The 19,237-nt window shown below is 74.1% G+C and carries 15 protein-coding genes; 9 read left to right on the top strand and 6 right to left on the bottom strand.

The window, feature by feature from the left end; genetic code table 11:
• Positions 1–11: 11 nt before the first annotated feature.
• The 5 genes from D9753_RS24335 to D9753_RS24315 form a co-directional block, all read right to left on the bottom strand.
• Complete coding sequence (locus D9753_RS24335) at positions 12–1,178, bottom strand: RNA polymerase sigma factor (protein ID WP_121788932.1); 1,167 nt, start codon at positions 1,176–1,178, stop codon at positions 12–14.
• Between the two features lie 251 nt (positions 1,179–1,429).
• Positions 1,430–3,340, bottom strand: a complete 1,911-nt coding sequence (dnaG, locus tag D9753_RS24330; RefSeq protein ID WP_121788931.1) for a DNA primase — start codon at positions 3,338–3,340, stop codon at positions 1,430–1,432.
• 47 nt (positions 3,341–3,387) lie between these two features.
• Entirely contained in the window at positions 3,388–4,653 is a 1,266-nt protein-coding gene (locus tag D9753_RS24325) for an NAD(P)/FAD-dependent oxidoreductase (RefSeq protein WP_121788930.1), read from the bottom strand.
• A gap of 104 nt (positions 4,654–4,757) precedes the next feature.
• A complete protein-coding gene (locus D9753_RS24320; RefSeq protein ID WP_121788929.1) occupies positions 4,758–6,104 on the bottom strand; it encodes a deoxyguanosinetriphosphate triphosphohydrolase in 1,347 nt (448 codons plus the stop codon).
• 54 nt (positions 6,105–6,158) lie between these two features.
• Positions 6,159–7,010 carry a sirohydrochlorin chelatase gene (locus D9753_RS24315; protein WP_121788928.1) on the bottom strand — a complete coding sequence of 284 codons (852 nt, stop codon included), beginning with the start codon at positions 7,008–7,010 and terminating at the stop codon, positions 6,159–6,161.
• Between the two features lie 151 nt (positions 7,011–7,161).
• Here D9753_RS24315 and D9753_RS24310 point away from each other — a divergent pair, with 151 nt between their 5' ends.
• The 3 genes from D9753_RS24310 to D9753_RS24300 all read left to right on the top strand — a co-directional run bounded on the left by D9753_RS24310 (position 7,162) and on the right by D9753_RS24300 (position 11,074).
• A complete protein-coding gene (locus D9753_RS24310) occupies positions 7,162–7,842 on the top strand; it encodes a SanA/YdcF family protein (protein ID WP_205614244.1) in 681 nt (226 codons plus the stop codon).
• Positions 7,843–7,993: 151 nt separating this feature from the next.
• Positions 7,994–10,234, top strand: a complete 2,241-nt coding sequence (locus tag D9753_RS24305; protein WP_121788927.1) for a molybdopterin oxidoreductase family protein — start codon at positions 7,994–7,996, stop codon at positions 10,232–10,234.
• A gap of 9 nt (positions 10,235–10,243) precedes the next feature.
• Positions 10,244–11,074 carry an arylamine N-acetyltransferase family protein gene (locus D9753_RS24300; protein ID WP_121788926.1) on the top strand — a complete coding sequence of 277 codons (831 nt, stop codon included), beginning with the start codon at positions 10,244–10,246 and terminating at the stop codon, positions 11,072–11,074.
• 1 nt (position 11,075) lies between these two features.
• Here the strand turns inward: D9753_RS24300 and D9753_RS24295 are convergent, their stop codons facing one another.
• Positions 11,076–11,573, bottom strand: a complete 498-nt coding sequence (locus D9753_RS24295) for a gamma-glutamylcyclotransferase family protein (protein WP_121788925.1) — start codon at positions 11,571–11,573, stop codon at positions 11,076–11,078.
• Positions 11,574–11,673: 100 nt separating this feature from the next.
• Here D9753_RS24295 and D9753_RS24290 point away from each other — a divergent pair, with 100 nt between their 5' ends.
• The 6 genes from D9753_RS24290 (at position 11,674) to nirD (ending at position 19,225) form a co-directional block, all read left to right on the top strand.
• Complete coding sequence (locus D9753_RS24290; RefSeq protein WP_121788924.1) at positions 11,674–13,323, top strand: M4 family metallopeptidase; 1,650 nt, start codon at positions 11,674–11,676, stop codon at positions 13,321–13,323.
• A 264-nt stretch (positions 13,324–13,587) separates the two neighbouring features.
• Positions 13,588–14,103 carry a hypothetical protein gene (locus D9753_RS24285; protein ID WP_121788923.1) on the top strand — a complete coding sequence of 172 codons (516 nt, stop codon included), beginning with the start codon at positions 13,588–13,590 and terminating at the stop codon, positions 14,101–14,103.
• 154 nt (positions 14,104–14,257) lie between these two features.
• Positions 14,258–14,917 (top strand): class F sortase, encoded by a 660-nt coding sequence (locus tag D9753_RS24280; RefSeq protein WP_121788922.1) that lies wholly within the window; start codon positions 14,258–14,260, stop codon positions 14,915–14,917.
• Between the two features lie 121 nt (positions 14,918–15,038).
• A complete protein-coding gene (locus D9753_RS24275; protein ID WP_121788921.1) occupies positions 15,039–16,253 on the top strand; it encodes an NAD(P)/FAD-dependent oxidoreductase in 1,215 nt (404 codons plus the stop codon).
• Positions 16,254–18,863, top strand: a complete 2,610-nt coding sequence (nirB, locus tag D9753_RS24270) for a nitrite reductase large subunit NirB (protein ID WP_121788920.1) — start codon at positions 16,254–16,256, stop codon at positions 18,861–18,863.
• The gene (gene nirD, locus D9753_RS24265; RefSeq protein WP_121788919.1) at positions 18,860–19,225 is read left to right on the top strand and encodes a nitrite reductase small subunit NirD; all 366 of its coding nucleotides are present in this window, start codon (positions 18,860–18,862) and stop codon (positions 19,223–19,225) included. Before nirB ends, nirD begins: the two co-directional genes overlap by 4 nt.
• Positions 19,226–19,237 lie beyond the last annotated feature (12 nt).

Genomic DNA, 19,237 nt, shown 5'->3' with positions numbered 1-19,237 from the left:
GCGGCCCCCGGTCAGTCCAGGTAGCCCCTGAGCTGGTCCGCGAAGGCGTGGTCGCGGAGTTTGTTCAGGGTCTTGGACTCGATCTGCCGTATCCGCTCCCGGGTCACCCCGAAGATGCGGCCGATCTCCTCCAGGGTGCGGGGGCGGCCGTCGGCCAGGCCGTAGCGGAGCTGGACGACCTTCCGCTCCCGCTCCCCCAGCGTGGACAGCACGGCCTCCAGGTGCTGGCGCAGCAGCAGGAACGCCGCCGACTCCACGGGGCTGGCCGCGTCGCCGTCCTCGATGAGGTCACCGAGGGCGACATCGTCCTCCTCGCCGACCGGGGCGTGCAGCGACACCGGTTCCTGGGCGAGCCGCAGCACCTCGCCGATCCGCTCGGGCGGCAGGTCCAGGTGGGCGGCGACCTCGTCCGCCGTCGGCTCGCAGCCGCGCTCCTGGAGCAGCCGCCGCTGGACGCGGACGACCCGGTTGATCAGCTCCACGACGTGGACCGGGACGCGGATGGTGCGGGCCTGGTCGGCCAGGGCCCGGGACATGGCCTGACGGATCCACCAGGTGGCGTACGTGGAGAACTTGTAGCCGCGCGCGTAGTCGAACTTCTCCACGGCCCGGATGAGCCCGAGGTTGCCCTCCTGGACGAGGTCCAGCATGGTCAGTCCGCGGCCGACGTACCGCTTGGCGACGGACACCACCAGGCGCAGGTTGGCCTCGATGAGCCGGCGCTTGGCCATCCGGCCCATGACCACCAGGCGGTCCAGGTCGTGCGCCAGCCGGCTGTCCAGGTCGGGCGTGCTGACCAGCTTCTCCTCGGCGAACAGGCCGGCCTCGACCCGGCGGGCCAGCTCGACCTCCTCGGCGGCGGTGAGCAGCGGGATGCGGCCGATCTCGCGCAGGTACTGGCGGAACAGGTCGGCCGAGGGGCCGCCGGACTCGGCCCGGGCGACGGCCGGGGCCTCGACGGGTTCGGTGACGTCCTCGGCCTCCTCGATCTCCGCCGGTTCCGCCGCTTCGGCCGGTTCTCCGGGGTCCTCGTCGGACACCCCGGCGGCCGGGGCCTCGGGGTGCCGGGCGGCGCGGCCCTGCGGGGGTACGGCCCTGAGGACGTCCGTCTCCGCGTCCGGTTCGTCCGCGGTGGAGCGGGCGCTGCTGTCGGTCTGGGCGACGATCTGGGTCTGCACGGGGGGCGACCTCCAGGATGATCGCTGCTGAAGGGGGCGGCAGCGGTACTTCGGGGGCGGAGAGTCGACGGCCTGCGCTCCGAGGACCCGGGCACCGGCCCCCAGTGTGGAGTACGACACAACGCCGCCACGAGGGGCGTGCGGTGACTTTTTGCATCCGGTCCGTGACCGTTCGCTGACCGCGCCCTCAGCGGCGGCCCCGGCTGCGCCGCTGACCTGGCGTGATCCCGGGCGCCCGGGGACCGGGGTGGCTAGAGCGCTGCCGCGCCGCGTTCGCGCAGGGCCTGGTCGTACTGCTGGAGGACCCACACCTCGTTCTGGACGGCGGTCAGCCGGGCCGGGTCGCCGCCGGCGGCGAGGCGGGTGAGCTGGGACTGGATGTCGCGGATGCGGCGCTCCACGGCCCGGCGGCGGATCTGCACCAGGACCGTGCCGGCGTACGTCTCGTCCACCGTGCGGCGCAGGATCGGCTCGACGGCCAGTTCGGTGACCATCGCGCGGACGGTGTCGTCGGGGGCGGCCTCCCGCACCCGGACGACGTACTCCTGCGGGTCGGACACGCCGTACTCGGCGCCGCCCGCCTCCGCGACGGCCTGGCGCACGGCGGCGTACGGCGGGGCGGTGAACTCGTCCATGCCGTAGGCGTCGAAGGCCGGGGAGACCAGCTCGGGGCGCTGCAGGGCGAGTTTGAGCAGCTCGCGTTCGGCGGCGTGGACGGGGTTGCGCAGGGTCAGCGCCGGGCCGCCGGAGGTCGGGCGGGGGGCCTCGGTCCACTGGGGGCCGGCCGGGCGGGACGGGCCCTGCCGCGGGTCGCCCTTGCCGCCGCGGTCGCGGGCCCAGCGGGCGAGCTGGCCGACCCGGCGGACCACGAACTGGGTGTCGAGGATGCCGAGCATGCCGGCCAGTTCGACGGCGACCTCGTGCTGGGCGCCGCTGTTCTTGATCCGGGCGACGATCGGGGCGGCCTCGTCCAGGGCGGCGGCGCGGCCGGCCGGGGTGTCGAGGTCGTAGCGGATCAGGATCTGGCGGAGCGCGAACTCGAAGAGCGGGGTGCGGGGCTGGACCAGGTCGGCGACGGCCTCGTCGCCCTTGGCGAGACGCAGGTCACAGGGGTCCATGCCGTCGGGCGCGATCGCGATGTACGTCTCGGCGGCGAACTTCTGGTCGTCCTCGAAGGCGCGCAGGGCGGCCTTCTGGCCGGCCGCGTCGCCGTCGAAGGTGAAGATGACGCGGGCGCTGCCGTTGTCCATCAGCAGCCGACGCAGGATCTTGATGTGGTCGCCGCCGAAGGCCGTGCCGCAGGTCGCGATGGCGGTCGTCACCCCGGCGAGGTGGCAGGCCATGACGTCGGTGTAGCCCTCGACCACGACCGCCCGGCTCGCCTTCACGATCTCCTTCTTGGCCAGGTCGATGCCGTACAGGACCTGGCTCTTCCGGTAGATCGCCGTGTCGGGGGTGTTGAGGTACTTCGGGCCGTTGTCCGCCTCGTACAGCTTGCGGGCGCCGAAGCCGACGACCTCGCCGCCGATGTCCCGGATCGGCCACATCAGGCGGCCCCGGAACCGGTCGATGGGGCCCCGGCGGCCCTCCTGGGACAGGCCGGACAGGAGCAGTTCCTTGTCGGTGAAGCCCTTGCCGCGCAGGTAGCGGGTGAGGTGGTCCCAGCCCTGGGGGCTGTAGCCGACGCCGAAGTGGACGGCGGCGGCCTGGTCGAAGCCGCGTTCGGCGAGGAAGACCCGGCCGGTCTCGGCCTCGGGGCTGGTGGCGAGCTGCTCCGCGTACCACTGGGCGGCGATCTTGTGCGCCTCGACCAGGCGGATGCGCTCACCGCGCTGGTGGGCCGGGTTGTACCCGCCCTCCTCGTACCGCAGGGTGATGCCGGCCTGGGCGGCGAGGCGCTCGACCGCCTCCGAGAAGGAGAGGTGGTCCACCTTCATCACGAAGGTGATGGTGTCGCCGCCCTCCTGGCAGCCGAAGCAGTGGAAGAGTCCCTTGCTGGGGCTGACCTGGAAGGACGGCGACTTCTCGTCGTGGAACGGGCACAGGCCCTTGAGGTTGCCGCCGCCCGCGCTGCGTAGCTGGAGGTACTCGGAGACCACGGCGTCGATCGGGACCGCGTCCCGTACCGCCTTCACGTCCTCGTCGTTGATCCGTCCTGCCACGCGTGAATTCTACGGGGGTGGTGCGGCAGTGCCGGTGCGCGCGGCGGTCAGGAGGTGAGGCTGTCGAGCGGTACGTGCGGGTTCGAGAGTGCCTCGATGTTCACCGGGGACCGGGAACGGAGGAGCTGCTGGATCTGCTCTGTGACATCCCACACGTTCACGTTCATCCCGGCCAGCACGCGGCCCCGCTGCACCCAGAACGCGATGAACTCCCGTTTGCCGGCGTCGCCGCGGATCACCACCTCGTCGTACGAGCCGGGCGGCGCCCACCCGCTGTACTCCATGCCCAGGTCGTACTGGTCACTGAAGAAGTACGGCACGCGGTCGTAGATGACGTCCTTGCCGAGCATGGAGCGGGCGGCGGCCGGCCCGCCGTTCAGGGCGTTGGCCCAGTGCTCGACCCGCAGCCGGGTGCCGAACAGGGCGAGCGGGAAGGACGCCACGTCACCGGCCGCGTAGATGTCCGGGTCACTGGTGCGCAGCCGCTCGTCGACGACGATGCCGCCGCCGCGCGCCGGGTCGGCGGTCTCCAGCCCCGCGGCCTCCGCGAGGCCCGTGCGGGGAGCGGCGCCGATCGCGGCGAGGACGTCGTGCGCGGGGTGTTCCTCACCGTCGTCCGTGCGGGCGGCGAGGACCATGCCGTCCTGTCCGACGATCTCCGTGAGCCGGACGCCGAAGCGGAAGCGGACGCCGTGCTCGCGGTGCAGCTCCGCGAAGACGTTGCCCAGCTCGGGGCCGAGAACGCCGTGCAGCGGGGTCGGCGCCGGCTCGATCACCGTGACCTCCGCGCCGTACTCGCGGGCCGCCGCCGCGACCTCCAGGCCGATCCAGCCGGCGCCGGCGATCACGAGGTGCCCGTTGTCCCGGCCGAGCGCGGCCAGTACGCGTCTGAGCCGTTCGGCGTGGGACAGCCGGCGCAGATGGTGGACGCCCGTGAGGTCGGTGCCCGGGATGTCGAGGCGGCGGGGTTCGGCGCCGGTGACCAGGAGCAGCTTGTCGTAGCGGACGAGGGTGCCGTCGTCGCCGAAGCGGACCGTCTTCGCCGTACGGTCGACGCGGTCGACGGTCTGCCCGAGGTGCAGCTCGATGTCGTTGCGCGCGTACCAGGCGGGCTCGTGCACGAAGACGCTGTCGCGTTCCTCCTTGCCGAGCAGGTAGCCCTTGGACAGCGGCGGGCGCTCGTAGGGGTGGTCGCGTTCGTCGCAGATCAGTATCACCCGGCCGGTGAAGCCCTCCGCCCGGAGCGTCTCGGCCGCCTTCGCCCCGGCGAGACCGCCTCCGACGATGACGAATGTCTGATCCGCGTCGACCACGTGATGCCTCCTCATAAGGTTGCCGCCACCTGCGAGCGTCCCGCACGCAGCGTGATGCGGGAAGAGGGTGTGACCCGTTCAGGCCACGTAGGGTCACATTCCTTTCACAGCCGCCCCGTCAGTCTCGCGTGCAGCGAGAGGGCGGAGGCGTCGGTGAGGGAGGCGACCTGGTCGACGATCACCCGCTTGCGCGCGTGGTCGTCGGCCGCCGCGACGAACAGCGCCCGGAACTGCGGGTCCAGGTCGTCCGGGGCGCGGGCGGTGAGCGCCTCGGCCAGCTCCGCGACGATCACCCGCTGGTCGGCGCGCAGTTGTTCCTGCTCGGCGCGCTGTATGACGAACCGGTCGGCGACCGCCTTGAGCACCGCGCACTCCATGCGGGCGGCGCGGGGCACGACGAGTTCGGCGCCGTAGCGGGTGAGCCGGCCGGTGCCGTACGCGGCCCGGGTGGCGCCCTCGGCGGCCAGGCAGAACCGGCCGATGAGCTGGCTGGTGGCGTCCTTCAGGCGGGCCTGTGCCACCGCCGTGCCGTCATAGCCGTGCGGCCACCACTCCTGCTCCAGGAGGCGGTCCAGGGCCGCGGCGAGTTCCGCGGGGCTGGTGTCCGCGGGGACGTACCGGCCGACGGCGACCTCGAACACCGCCTGCCGTTCCGGTTGGGCGCGCAGGCAGCCGGGATCGATGTGGCCCGCGTGCAGGCCGTCCTCCACGTCGTGCACCGAGTAGGCCACATCGTCCGACCAGTCCATCACCTGCGCCTCGAAGCAGATGCGGGCGCCGGGGGCGTGCTGTCTGACCCAGTCGAACACCGGGCGGTCGTCCTCGTACACGCCGAACTTCCCCGACGCCGGGTCGGTGGGGTGGGCGCCGCGCGGCCAGGGGTACTTGGTGGCGGCGTCGAGGGTGGCGCGGGTGAGGTTGAGACCGACGGAGCCCTCCGGGGTGAAGCGCTTGGGTTCGATGCGGGTGAGCAGCCGCAGGGACTGGGCGTTGCCCTCGAAGCCGCCGCAGTCGTCGGCGAACTCGTTCAGCGCGTGTTCGCCGTTGTGGCCGAAGGGCGGGTGGCCGAGGTCGTGGGAGAGACAGGCCGCCTCGACCAGGTCGGGGTCGCAGCCGAGGGCGGCGCCCAGCTCCCGGCCGACCTGGGCGCACTCCAGGGAGTGGGTGAGGCGGGTGCGGGGGCTGGCGTCCCAGACCAGGCTGCGCGTTCCCGGGGTGACCACCTGGGTCTTGCCCGCCAGGCGGCGCAGGGCGGCGGAGTGCAGGACGCGGGCGCGGTCGCGCTGGAAGGCGGTGCGGCCGGGGCGTTTGTCCGGCTCGGGGGCCCAGCGGTCGGCCGACACCGGGTCGTATGCCGACGCGAGCGCGGTGCTTGTGCCTGTGCCTGTGCCTGTGCCTGTGCCTGTGCGTGCGGTGCGTGCGGTGCCTGCGGTGCGTGCGGTGCCTTCCATGGTTCGACAGTACGGGCCGGCACCGACAAAAACGGGCTGCCGCCTGCCGTGCTCTCAGGCGGAGGCCAGTTCCGGCTCCCGGCTCACGTGGGCCTGGTCGTACCGGTGCAGGACCAGACGGGCCATCGCCTCGTGGGCGCCCAAGGGGGCCGAGGCGAGCCACGGGGCCCGGTCCGCGCACTGGGTGGCGAAGCGGCCCGGGGCCGTGAAGTACGACGCGACCGCCACCCGGTGCCGGCCGCGTGCCGCGAGGGCGCGCAGGGCGGCCGGAACCGTCGGTGCCGCCGCGCAGGCGTACGCGGGGACGACGGGCACGCCGAGGCGGGCGGAGAGCAGGCGGGCGGTGCCGCGGGTGTCGGCGGCCGAGTCGGGGTCGCGGGAACCGGCCGCGGCGAGGACCACCGCGCTGGTGCGGCGGGCGGCGGCGTCCATGGCCACGGGCCAGCCGGCCTCCAGGAGGCGGTCGTGCAGGGTGCGGGCGAGGAGCGGGTGCGGGCCGAGGGGGGCGGCCACGCGTGCGCCCGCCGGTGCGGCTGCGGCCATCGCGGGGATGTCCTGCCGGACGTGGTAACCGCGGCCGAGGAGCAGCGGTACGAGCACGGCGGGGGTGTCGCCGAGGGCGGCGAGGGTGTCGGGCAGCAGGGGCGCGTTCAGTTCGATGTGGCCGAGGTGGACCGGGAGGCCGGGGCGCAGTGCGCGGACCTGTCCGGCCAGGGCCCGTACGGTGGTGAGCGCCCGGGGGTCGCGGCTGCCGTGGGCGACCAGGACCAGGGCGGGCGGGGCCGGGCGGCGGGACCGGAGCGGGGGGACGAGCCGGAGCCGGCCGGTGCTGCCATCGGTCCTAGGGTCCGCCGTGGGGCCGAGGGGGACGCGGGGTTCGTCGCTGCGTGGGTTCGACGCCGTCATGGAAGGATCCTGTCGGTCGGAGGTTGCGTCGCCGTTGCCGGCCCGTCACGGGTGTTTTCCGCCGTTTCACCACGGACGGACGCGGGGTGTGAGGCGAACCGGACGGGCGCCGGTGGCGTCTCCCTGACCGGAAGCGATCTCTGGGGGGCGCATGAGGATCCGTCGACCGCGGCTGCCGCGCACGCGCACCGGGCAGCGGCGGCTGGTGCAGGCCGTGATGGCCGGGTGCGTGCTGGCGCTGCTGCCGGTGACCTGGCTGTACGTGTCCACGGCGGACCGGCTGCGCACCACGGCCGACGTGCCGCACACCGAGGTGGCGATGGTGTTCGGGGCGGGGTTGTGGAAGCAGGGGGAACCGTCGCCGTACCTCGCGCACCGGCTGGACGCGGCGGCCCGGCTGTACCGGCAGGGGCGGATCGAGGTCGTCCTCGTCACCGGGGACAACAGCCGGGAGGACTACGACGAGCCGGACGCCATGCGCACCTATCTGACCCGGCACGGCGTGCCGGACGCGCGCATCGTCAGCGACTACGCCGGCTTCGACACCTGGGACTCCTGCGTCCGGGCCAGGAAGATCTTCGGGGTGCACCGGGCGGTGCTGATCAGCCAGGGCTTCCACATCCGGCGGGCGGTCGCGCTGTGCGAGGCCGCGGGCGTGGCGTCGTACGGCGTCGGGGTGGACGCGAAGCACGACGCGACCTGGTACTACGGCGGCACGCGCGAGGTGTTCGCGGCGGGCAAGGCGGCGCTGGACGCGGTGTTCCGCCCGGACCCGCGGTTCCTCGGGCGGAAGGAGCCGGGGGTGGCGCGGGCGCTGGCCGCCGGGCGGTGACCGTGTCCTCACGACCCCACCGCCCCACCGCCCCATGGCCTCTCGGCCCCACGGCCTCACGGCCCCCGGACCGGCGCGGGGAGGTCGCCGTGCCGGGCGTGTAACGGGATCCGGCCCGGGGGCGTAACACGCCGGACCCACGCTGGGCGGCATGGAGAACACCTCGGCGCCCACCCACTGCCCGTACTGCGCCCTTCAGTGCGGGATGACGCTCACACCCCTGCCCCAGGGGGGCGTCGAGGTCACCGAGCGCCCGGACTTCCCCGTCAACCGGGGCGCGCTGTGCGGCAAGGGCCGCACAGCGGCACAGGTGCTGTCGCCGGCGGTACGGCTGACCGCGCCGCTGGTCCGGGAGGGCGGCCGGCTGGTGGAGGCCGACTGGCCCCAGGCGCTGGACCGGATCGCCGAGCGGCTCGGGGCGGCCCGGGAGCGGTACGGCGCGGACGCCCTCGGGGTGTTCGGCGGGGGCGGGCTGACCAACGAGAAGGCGTACGCGCTCGGCAAGTTCGCGCGGGTCGTGCTGGGCACCTCGCAGATCGACTACAACGGCCGGTTCTGCATGTCGTCGGCCGCCGCGGCGGGCACGAAGGCGTTCGGTCTCGACCGTGGGCTGCCGTTCCCGCTGGAGGACATCCCGCGGACCGGCTGCGTGATCCTCGTCGGATCCAATCTCGCCGAGACCATGCCGCCGTCGCTGCGCTTCTTCACGGAACTCCGGGAGAACGGCGGCACGCTGATCGTCGTGGACCCGCGCCGGACGAAGACCGCCGAACAGGCCGACCTGCACCTCGCGCCGCGCCCCGGCACCGATCTCGCCCTCGCGCTCGGCCTGCTGCACCTGGTGGTCGCGGAGGGGCGGACGGACGAGGCGTACATCCGCGAGCGGACCACCGGCTGGGCGGAGGCCCGGGCCGCGGCGATGGCGCACTGGCCGGAGTACGTGGAGCGGATCACGGGCGTGCCCGTGCCGCAGCTCCGCGAGGCGGTACGGATGTTCTGCGCACCGGAGGCGGCGATGGTGCTCACCGCGCGCGGGCCGGAGCAGCAGTCCAAGGGCACGGACACGGTGGGCGCGTGGATCAACCTGTGCCTGGCCACCGGGCGGGCGGGGCGTCCGCTGTCCGGGTACGGGTGTCTGACCGGCCAGGGCAACGGGCAGGGCGGACGCGAACACGGCCAGAAGGCCGACCAGTTGCCCGGCTACCGCAAGCTCGACGACCCGGCGGCCAGGCGGCACGTGGCCGGGGTGTGGGGCGTGGACCCGGACGCGCTTCCCGGCCCGGGGCGCAGCGCCTACGAACTCCTCGACGCCCTCGGCACGGACGTGCGGACGCTGCTGCTGATGGGCTCCAACCCGGTGGTCTCCGCCCCCCGCGCGGCCCACGTCGAACAACGGCTGCGCTCCCTGGACTTCCTGGCCGTGGCCGACGTCGTCCTGTCGGAGACGGCGGAGCTGGCGGACGTCGTGCTGCCGGTCGCCCAGTGGGCGGAGGAGACCGGCACGACGACCAGCCTGGAGGGCAGGGTGCTGCTGCGCCGCCGGGCCGTCGCTCCCCCGCCCGGCGTCCGCACCGACCTGTACGTCCTGCACGAGCTGGCCGCCCGGCTCGGGGTGGAGAAGGGCTTCCCGACCGACCCCGAGGAGGTCTTCGAGGAACTCCGCCGAGCCAGCGCGGGCGGCCCCGCGGACTACTCGGGCATCACCTACCGCCGCCTCGCCGAGGAGAACGGCGTCTTCTGGCCCTGCCCGGCCGAACCACCCACCACGCGGACCGGAGGCGCGGACGCGGGCGCGGCACCGGGGTCGGACGGCCTGGCGGTGGCGCGGGCCGACGGCACCCGGGCGGCTCCCGGCGGCGTCCCCGGCCCCGGTCCCGACCCCGTTCCCGGCACCGAGGCGCATCCCGGGTCGCCGCGGCTCTTCCTCGAACGGTTCGCGACTGCCGACGGTCGCGCGCGGTTCGTCCCCGTCGTGCACCGGGCGACCGCCGAGGAGCCGGACGACGAGTATCCGCTGGTGCTGACCACCGGCCGGGTGGTGTCGCAGTACCAGTCGGGGGCGCAGACCCGGCGTGTGGCGGAGCTGAACGCGGCGGCGCCGGGACCGTTCGTGGAGCTGCATCCGCGGCTCGCGGCCCGGCTGGGGGCGGCCGACGGCGACCCGGTCGCGGTGGTCTCCCGGCGGGGCCGGGCCGTGGCGCCGGCGCGGGTCACCGCCGCCATCCGCCCGGACACCGTCTTCATGCCCTTCCACTGGCCGGGCGAGGGCCGTGCCAACACCCTCACCAACCCGGCCCTGGACCCTACGTCGGGGATGCCGGAGTTCAAGTCGTGCGCGGTGCGGGTGGAGGCCCTGGGGCCACGGACGCGGCCGGGGGACGCTCTCGCGTAGGTTCGGGGTATGGACGGCACCGGGCAGTACGACCTCGACGCCTATCTCGACCGCATCGGCTGGCAGGGCGAGCGGCGGGCCGACCTGGGCACCCTTCGTGGCGTGCACCTGGCGCACGCGCTGTCGCTGCCGTTCGAGAACCTGGACCCGCTGCGCGGGTCGGTGCCCTCGCTGGCGCCCGGGGACCTGATGGCGAAGATGGTGCACGGCCGGCGCGGCGGCTACTGCTACGAGCACAACACCCTGCTCCGGCTGGCCCTGGAGGCGCTCGGTTTCCGGGTGACCCTGCTGGCCGGCCGGGTGGTGCTGGGGGCGGAGCGCCCGGACAGCCGGCCGCGGACGCACGCGATGCTCCAGGTGGAGGTGGCGGGCGAGGCCGGGCCGTATCTGGCTGACGTCGGTTTCGGCGCCTCGGGGGCGCTGCTGCTGCCGGCGCCGCTGGTCACCGGCGTCGAGTCGGAGGGTGCCGGGCGCCGGCACCGGCTGGCGCGGCTGCCGCACGACGGGCCGCTGGAGCTGTCGGAGCTGCGGACGTACGACCGCCGGGACGGGGTGTGGGCCGGGCAGTACGCGTTCACGCGGGAGCCGTTCACCGCCACCGACCTGGAGGTGTTCAACTGGTATGTCGCCACGCACCCGCGTTCCCCGTTCACCCGCCGCCCCTATCTCCAGCGGACCACCGCCGAGCGTCATCTCGCGCTGGAAGGCGACCGGTTCACGCAGACTCTCGCCGACGGCACGGTGAGCGAGCGCACACTGACGCGAGAGGCGGAGGCGCGGCGCGTGGTGGCGGAGGAGTTCGGCATCGAGGTGCCCGAGGGGCTCGCCCTGCTGGGCTGAGTCAGCGGCCGTCCGGCCACTGGCCGCCCGGGATCGGCCGGCCCCGGGCGCGCAGCCGGTCCGCGACGCGGGGGGCGGCCAGGTTCACCCAGGCGCGGACGGTGGTGCCGTCGGCGCGTTCGACGTCCCGGGCGACGCGCTCGTAGAGGTTGCGGGGGTCGCCCGGCACGTACTCCTCCAGCCGGTCGAGGTCGGTGAGCAGGGCTTCGTACACCTCCGGGAGTGCGGTCACCAGTTCCCCGCGCACCCGTCCGCCGGGCTGCTCGACGGCGTAGGGGTGGCCGGGGCCGTCGTACAGCACGGCGCCGGCCAGCCGGGCCGGTTCCCCGGCGAGCGTACGTCCGCGCAGGAACCGGTCGTGGTTCGCCCCGCCGGCGCGCAGGGTGCCGTAGACGAAGAACGGCCGGGGGCCGCGGGGTCCACCCGGGCCGGGCTGTGGGGCGGGGGTTCCTCGGCGATCACGGAACCGATTCTGTACCCCCGCCGGCTCCCCACACATCCCTCCGAAAATGCTATGGACATGACATGTCATGCCCCCTTAAATCACAGGGACATCCGTGCCACCCCCACGCCTGCCGGGCGCCTTTTCGAGGAGACAGATGAGCCGGATACGGCACCACGTCCGAGGAACCCGTCGCACCGCCACCGCCGGCGCCGCCGTCACCGGCGCGGCCCTGCTGACCGTCACCCTCTCTCCCACCGCCCACGCCGACGCCAGACCGACCCGGGCCACCGCGGTCGCCAACGCGGCCTCGGCGCTCCTGGCCCACGCGGCCACGCTGGGCCTCGCCGCCGACCAGGACACGAGCGTCCGGGACGTGATCGTCGACAAGGACGGCACCCAGCACGTCCGCTACGACCGCGCCTACCACCGGCTCCCCGTCCTCGGCGGCGACTTCGTCGTCCACCTGGCCGGAGACGGCCGCTACCGCGGCGCCGACCGGGCCACCCGGCAGCCGCTCTCCCTGCCCTCCGTCACCCCCGAGGTCTCCGGCCCGAAGGCCGCCGCTCTCGCGGTGAGCGCCCTGCGCGCGGCCCACCCCGGCCACCGGATCGAGCAGGTCAAGGCCAAGCCGCGGCTGGTGGTCGACGCCCTCCACGGACACCCCCGGCTGGCCTGGCGGACCGACGCCGTCGGCCTCGACACGCTCGGCAACCCCGTCGCCCGCACCGTGCTGACCGACGCCCGCACCGGCACCCGGATCGACGCCTGGGACAGCATCGAGACGGCCACCGGCGACGGCGCGTCCCTGTACAGCGGGACGGTGCCGCTCCAGACCACCCCGTCCGGGTCGTCGTACCAACTGAAGGACCCGACGCGCGGGAACACCTACACCGGCGACGCGGCCAACAGGACCGACCTGTGCATCTTCGGCATCTGCATCAGCCGGGCCCCCGCGACCCTGTTCACGGACGCCGACAACCACTGGGGCACCGGCGCCACCGCGGACCGCTCCTCGGCGGCGGTCGACGCCCAGTACGGCACCGACGCGACCTGGGACTACTACAAGAACATCCACGGCCGCAACGGCATCGCGAACGACGGCAAGGGCTCGTACAACCGCGTCCACTACGGCAGCAACTACAACAACGCCTTCTGGGACGACAGTTGCTTCTGCATGACGTACGGCGACGGCGACGGCACCACCTTCGGCCCGCTGGTGGCGCTGGACGTCGCCGGGCACGAGATGACGCACGGCGTGACGTCCAAGTCGGCCGCGCTGGCCTACTCCGGGGAGTCCGGCGGGCTGAACGAGGCCACCTCCGACATCCTCGGCACCATGGTCGAGTGGTACGCGGGCAACTCCTCCGACCCGGGTGACTACCTGATCGGCGAGAAGATCGTCCGGCCCGGCTTCGGCAAGGCCGCCCTGCGCTTCATGGACCGGCCCTCCAGGGACGGCAGTTCGGCCGACTACTGGAGCTCGTCGGTCGGCAACCTGGACGTCCACTACTCCTCCGGCGTCGCCAACCACTTCGCCTACCTCCTCGCCGAGGGCAGCGGCGCGAAGACCGTCAACGGCGTCAGCTACGACTCGCCGACCGCCGACGGCGCCGCGCTCACCGGCATCGGCCGCGACAAGGTCGGCCGGATCTGGTACCGGGCGCTGACGGTCTACATGACGTCCTCGACGAACTACGCGGGCGCGCGCACCGCCACCCTGAACGCGGCCAGGGACCTGTACGGCGCCGGCAGCGCCGAGTACGACGCGGTCGCCGCCGCCTGGAGCGCGGTCAACGTGAACTGAGCCGGAGCGGCGCCTCCGCCGGCCCGCCCCGCCGACGGGGCGGGCCGGCGGGTGGAGGCCAATCGTGTGCTCTTCATACACAGCCCCCCACACGTCCGTGACCTGCCGGAACACTCCCCGGCTGGGCCGTGTGGGGGGCCGTCCGCGCCACCCGTTCACCGCATTCCCGGCGGTGCCCCGGGAAGCGGATCCCCGCGAGTGCGACTTATCTCGGTAGGGCAGGGGCGCACCCCTGGACGAGTCGGACAAGCGCTGGGGAGCACCATGCGACGCACTGCCCGTCTGCTGGCCGGTACGGCGCTCGCCGTGACCGCCGCGGCGCCCGCCCACGGCGCGGCCGGGGACACCGGCCGCCTGGACGTGTACCCGTCCACCGTGGCGCCCGGCGGTCACGTCACGGTGAACACCGCCGCGTGCGGGGACCGGGGTTCGGCGACCGGAGACGCGGGTGCGGTCGGCGCCGGCACCTTCACGCTGGCACCCACCGCGCACGACGGCGAGGCGATCGGCCGGTTCCAGGTGCCGCCGAGCGCGCAGCCAGGGACGTACGAGATCGTCGCCAGGTGCGCCGAGGGCGGCCGGCAGGTGGCGGGCGACCTGGTGGTGGCGCTGGGCGCGGCGCACGAACAGGTGCAGCCGCGCGGAAGTGTGAAGACGGGGGTCGGCGGCGGACTCGGTCCCGACCCCGTGCAGACCGCGGCGGGTGTGGCGGCGCTGGCCGTCGCCGCCGCGGGCGGTACCTGGCTCCTGCATCGCCGGGCGAGAGGCGACGGGATCTGACGGACACCCTCCGCTGTCCGTCCGCCGGTACCGCACGTCCCGCCCCCTCCGGGTCCGACGCCCCTCGCGGCCCGGAGGGGGAGGGGACCGGCCCCGAGGCCGGTCCCCTTCTCAGGGTCCCGTTCGGGGGCGCGCCCCCGGGAGAGGGGTTCGCATGCGCAGGAGAGCCAGGCTCGGCGACACCGCCATAGCCGCCGTCACCGTCGTCGCCCTCGGCTCGGGCGTGTGGCTGCTGGACGGTGGCACCGGCAGCCACGCGCCCCCGCAGCCGGCGGCCGCCGAGGGCCGCCCCGACCCGACGGGCGAGCGGCTGGCGGCGCCCGCGCTCGCGCCGTCCCCGCCGGTCCGCATCCGCATCCCCGCGATCCGCGTGGACGCCCCGCTGACGGGCCTGGCCCTGACCCGCTCCGGCAACCTGGAGGCGCCGCCCGCCGGGCGGAAGAACCTGGCCGGCTGGTACCGGGCCGGCACCGTGCCCGGCGAGACGGGCACCGCGGTCGTCGCCGGCCACGTCGACAACACCGAGGGCCCCGCCGTCTTCTACGACCTGGGCGCGCTGAAGCGGGGCGCCACCGTCGAGGTGGACCGCCAGGACGGCAGCGTGGCCGTCTTCACCGTGGACGCGGTGGAGGTGTACCCGGCCCGCGGCTTCCCCGACGACAAGGTGTACGGCGCCGCGCCCCGCCCCGAACTGCGCGTCATCACCTGCGGCGGCGGCTACTCCAGGACGACCGGCTACCAGGGCAACGTGGTGGTGTTCGCGCACCTGACGGGCAGCCGCCACACCACCGGGCAGGCGCCACCGGGCCGTTGACCGGCCGCGGGCCCCGGCACGCGCGGCCTCACACCCCCGGCGTGCCACCACTGAGGGCAGCGTTCCCCGCGGGAAACAGGGGTGATGCCACCGGGTAACGTCGGGGCCGCACGCTCGGGACATGACCTCGAATACGCGTGTGGTGGTGATCGGCGCCGGCCTCGCGGGCGTACGGCTCGCCCGGCGGCTCGGCGAGCTGGGTACGCCCGCGCTGCTCGTCGGCGAGGAGGAGCACCCCCCGTACAACCGCGTCCTGCTGGCCGAGGTGCTGGCCGGCCGGTACGCGCCGGAGGTGATCGCCCTCCCGCCGCCCGCCGGCCTGCTGCGCGCCCGGATCACCGGCATCGACCGGGCCGCCCGGACCGTCACCCGCGCCGACGGCATGCCGATCGCCTACGACACGCTGGTCCTGGCCACCGGCTCCAACCCCGTACTGCCGCCGCTGCGCGGCCTGTTCACGGCCGATCACCGGCTGCCCGAGGGTGTGCACGCGTTCCGCACCCTGGACGACTGCCTGGGCCTGGCGAAGGCCGTCCGGCCGGGCGTGCGCGCGGTCGTCATCGGCGGCGGCCTGCTGGGGGTCTCCGCGGCCCGCGCGCTCGCCGTGCGCGGCGCGCAGGTGGTCCTCGCCCAGCAGTCCGAACGGCTCATGGAACGCCAGCTCGACCCGGACGCCTCCCGGCTGGTGCTGCGGCACCTGACGGACCTGGGCGTCGAGGTGCACACCGAGTGCCGGGTGCGGGACGTGCGCTGCGTCGCGGGCGCGGTCCGCTCGGTGGAACTGGCCGACGGCTACGCCCTGGACGCCGACCTCGTCGTGGTCGCCTGCGGGGTGCGCCCGCGCACCGGCCTGGCGGAACAGGCCGGGCTCGCCGTCCACAAGGGCGTCCTCGTGGACGACGCGCTGCGCACCTCCGACCCGCACATCCACGCCGTCGGCGACTGCGCCCAGCACGACGGCACCGTCTACGGCCTGGCCGCCCCCGCGCTGGAACAGGCCGACGTGCTCGCCCGGCTGCTCGCCGGCGAGCCGGACGCCCGCTACCTCGGCACCCGCTCCCTGACCCGGCTGACCCTCACCGGCCCCGGCTCCCCGTTCGACCTCGCCGCGTTCGGCGACACCGAGGCACGCCCCGGCGACGACGTGGTGCGGCTCGCCGACGCCACCCGGGGCACCTACCGCAAGGTCGTCGTCCGCGACGAACGCCTGGTCGGCGGGGTCCTCGTCGGCGAACTCGGCACCGTAGGCGCGCTCGCCCGCGCCTGGGAGGGAGCAGAGCCGCTCCCCGGTGACGGCCCCCTGCTCCACCTGCTCACCCACGATGGAGGCTCCTGAATGACCGCCACCCCGGAGGCCACCCCCACGATCGTGCTCGTCGGCCACGGCATGGTCGGCCAGCGCTTCCTCGAAGCGCTCGCCGAGCGCGGCCTGACCGCCACGCACCGCGTGGTCGTGCTGTGCGAGGAGCCACGTCCGGCGTACGACCGCGTCCAGCTCACCTCGTACTTCTCCGGCCGGACGCCGCAGGACCTGTCCCTGACCGACGAGCGGTTCCTCGCGGACCACGGCATCGAGCTGCACCTCGGCGACCCGGCGGAGACGATCGACCGCGAGGCACGGCGGGTGACCGCCCGCTCCGGTCTGGTCGTCGGCTACGACGTCCTCGTCCTGGCGACCGGCTCCTACCCGTTCGTGCCGCCGGTGCCGAACAAGGACGCCACCGGCTGCTTCGTCTACCGCACCATCGAGGACCTCCTCGCCATCGAGGAGTACGCGGGGCGGAAGGCCTCGACGGGTGCCGTGGTCGGCGGCGGCCTGCTCGGTCTGGAGGCGGCGGGCGCCCTCAAGGGCCTCGGACTCGACGCCCACATCGTGGAGTTCGCGCCGCGCCTGATGCCGGTGCAGGTCGACGAGGGCGGCGGCGCGGCCCTCCTGCGGACCATCGAGGACATGGGGCTGACGGTCCACACCGGCGTGGGCACCCAGGAGATCGTCACGGACGCCTCCGGTGCCGTCACCGGCATGCGGCTGTCCGACGGCTCCGAACTCGCCGCCGACCTGGTCGTGTTCAGCGCCGGTGTCCGCCCCCGCGACCAGCTTGCCCGCGACTGCGGTCTGACGGTCGGCGAGCGCGGCGGCATCACGGTCGACGAGCAGTGCCGTACCGTCACCGATCCGCACGTCTTCGCCATCGGCGAGTGCGCGCTGGCGGCGGACGGCCGGGTGTACGGCCTGGTGGCGCCCGGGTACGAGCAGGCTCAGACCGCGGCGGCGACGATCGCGGCGGACGAGGCGTCCTTCACCGGCGCCGACCTGTCCACCAAGCTGAAGCTGCTCGGCGTGGACGTGGCGTCCTTCGGCGACGCGCACGGCACCACCGCGGACTGCCTGGACGTCGTCTACTCCGACTCCCGCGCCGGCCTGTACAAGAAGCTGGTCATCGGCCGGGACGGCACGCTCCTCGGCGGCGTCCTGGTCGGCGACGCGGAGGCGTACGGCACCCTGCGCGCGCTCACCGGCTCGGTGCCGCCCGTCTCCCCCGAGTCGCTGGTGCTGCCCGCCGGCGCCGGCTCGGCGGACCGGCTCGGCCCGTCCGCGCTGCCGGACGACGCGGTCATCTGCTCCTGCCACAACGTCACCAAGGGCACCATCCGCGGCGCGGTCACCGAGCACGCGTGCACCACCGTGCCCGAGGTGAAGAAGTGCACCCGGGCCGGCACCGGCTGCGGCTCCTGCGTGAAGGTCCTCGGCCAGCTCGTCACCGCCGAGCTGGAGGCGTCCGGCGTCGAGGTCGACAAGGGGCTGTGCGGCTGCTTCCCCCAGACCCGCGAGGAGCTGTACGAGATCGTCCGCGCCCTGCGTGTCACGTCGTACCGGGAGCTGCTGGACCGGTACGGCCGCGAGGACGCCCGGGGCGGGGACGGCTGCGAGGTGTGCAAGCCGGCCGTCGGCTCGGTCATCGCCTCGCTCGCCCCGGCGATCGGCGCCAGCGGCTACGTCCTGGACGGCGAGCAGGCGGCCCTCCAGGACACCAACGACCACTTCCTCGCCAACCTCCAGAAGAACGGCTCGTACTCGGTGGTGCCGCGGATCCCCGGCGGGGAGATCGCGCCCGAGAAACTGATCGTGATCGGCGAGATCGCCCGGGACTTCGGCCTCTACACGAAGATCACCGGAGGTCAGCGGATCGACATGTTCGGCGCCCGGGTCGAGGAGCTGCCGCTGATCTGGGCTCGGCTGGTGGACGCCGGCTTCGAGTCCGGGCACGCGTACGGCAAGTCGCTGCGCACGGTGAAGTCCTGCGTGGGCTCCACCTGGTGCCGCTACGGCGTGCAGGACTCGGTGCGGATGGCGATCGACCTGGAACTGCGCTACCGGGGGCTGAGGTCCCCGCACAAGCTGAAGTCGGCCGTGTCCGGGTGCGCCCGCGAGTGCGCGGAGGCCCAGTCGAAGGACTTCGGGGTGATCGCCACCTCCCACGGCTGGAACCTGTACGTCGGCGGCAACGGCGGTGCCACCCCCCGCCACGCCGACCTGCTGGCCCAGGACCTCTCCGACGCCGAACTGGTGCGTCTGATCGACCGGTTCCTGATGTTCTACATCCGTACGGCCGACCGTCTGGAGCGCACCAGCACCTGGCTGGAGCGGATCCCGGGCGGCCTGGACCACGTACGGGACGTGGTGGTGCGCGACTCGCTCGGCATCTGCGACGAGCTGGAGAAGCTCATGCGGGCGCACGTCGCGCACTACCGCGACGAGTGGGCGGAGACGGTCAACGACCCCGAGCGGCTGGCCCGGTTCGTGTCCTTCGTGAACGCCCCGGACACCCCGGACCCGGTCGTCTCCTTCGTCCCCGAGCGCGACCAGATCAAGCCCGACCTGCCGCTGCTGAACATCGGCCTGCGGCCCGCCGACGACGTCCTGGAAGGAAGCGCCCAGCGATGACCCTGGCACTCGAGACGACCGACCTGGCGGTACAGCTCCGGCTGGCGGACAACTGGTTCACGGTCTGCGACCTGAGCACGCTGGTCCCGGGCCGCGGGGTGGCGGCCCTGCTGCCGGACGGCCGCCAGGTGGCCGTCTTCCGCGACCGCGCGGACCGGCTGTACGCCGTCGACAACCGCGACCCCTTCACCGGCGCGGCCGTCCTCTCGCGCGGTCTGACCGGCAGTCACGAGGGTCGCCCGTTCGTGGCGTCCCCGCTGCTCAAGCAGCGCTTCGACCTGGCCGGCGGCCAGTGCCTGGACGACGAGGCGGTACGGGTGACCACGTACGAGGTCCGGGCGGCCCCGCCGTCTCTCGACTGATCGCGGGCGCGG

Source organism: Streptomyces dangxiongensis, assembly GCF_003675325.1.
Taxonomy (GTDB): Bacteria; Actinomycetota; Actinomycetes; order Streptomycetales; family Streptomycetaceae; genus Streptomyces; species Streptomyces dangxiongensis.
Note: the sequence above shows the minus strand (reverse complement) of the source record. Positions and strands in the feature narration are given on the sequence as shown.

Coding starts and splice junctions, on each gene's coding strand:
- D9753_RS24315 (WP_121788928.1), bottom strand. CDS start 7,010: ATGACGGCGTCGAACCCACGCAGCGACGAACCCCGCGTCCCCCTCGGC.
- D9753_RS24285 (WP_121788923.1), top strand. CDS start 13,588: ATGCGACGCACTGCCCGTCTGCTGGCCGGTACGGCGCTCGCCGTGACC.
- D9753_RS24290 (WP_121788924.1), top strand. CDS start 11,674: ATGAGCCGGATACGGCACCACGTCCGAGGAACCCGTCGCACCGCCACC.
- D9753_RS24280 (WP_121788922.1), top strand. CDS start 14,258: ATGCGCAGGAGAGCCAGGCTCGGCGACACCGCCATAGCCGCCGTCACC.
- nirB (WP_121788920.1), top strand. CDS start 16,254: ATGACCGCCACCCCGGAGGCCACCCCCACGATCGTGCTCGTCGGCCAC.
- D9753_RS24275 (WP_121788921.1), top strand. CDS start 15,039: ATGACCTCGAATACGCGTGTGGTGGTGATCGGCGCCGGCCTCGCGGGC.
- D9753_RS24300 (WP_121788926.1), top strand. CDS start 10,244: ATGGACGGCACCGGGCAGTACGACCTCGACGCCTATCTCGACCGCATC.
- D9753_RS24295 (WP_121788925.1), bottom strand. CDS start 11,573: ATGTGTGGGGAGCCGGCGGGGGTACAGAATCGGTTCCGTGATCGCCGA.
- nirD (WP_121788919.1), top strand. CDS start 18,860: ATGACCCTGGCACTCGAGACGACCGACCTGGCGGTACAGCTCCGGCTG.
- D9753_RS24305 (WP_121788927.1), top strand. CDS start 7,994: ATGGAGAACACCTCGGCGCCCACCCACTGCCCGTACTGCGCCCTTCAG.
- D9753_RS24320 (WP_121788929.1), bottom strand. CDS start 6,104: ATGGAAGGCACCGCACGCACCGCAGGCACCGCACGCACCGCACGCACA.
- D9753_RS24310 (WP_205614244.1), top strand. CDS start 7,162: ATGAGGATCCGTCGACCGCGGCTGCCGCGCACGCGCACCGGGCAGCGG.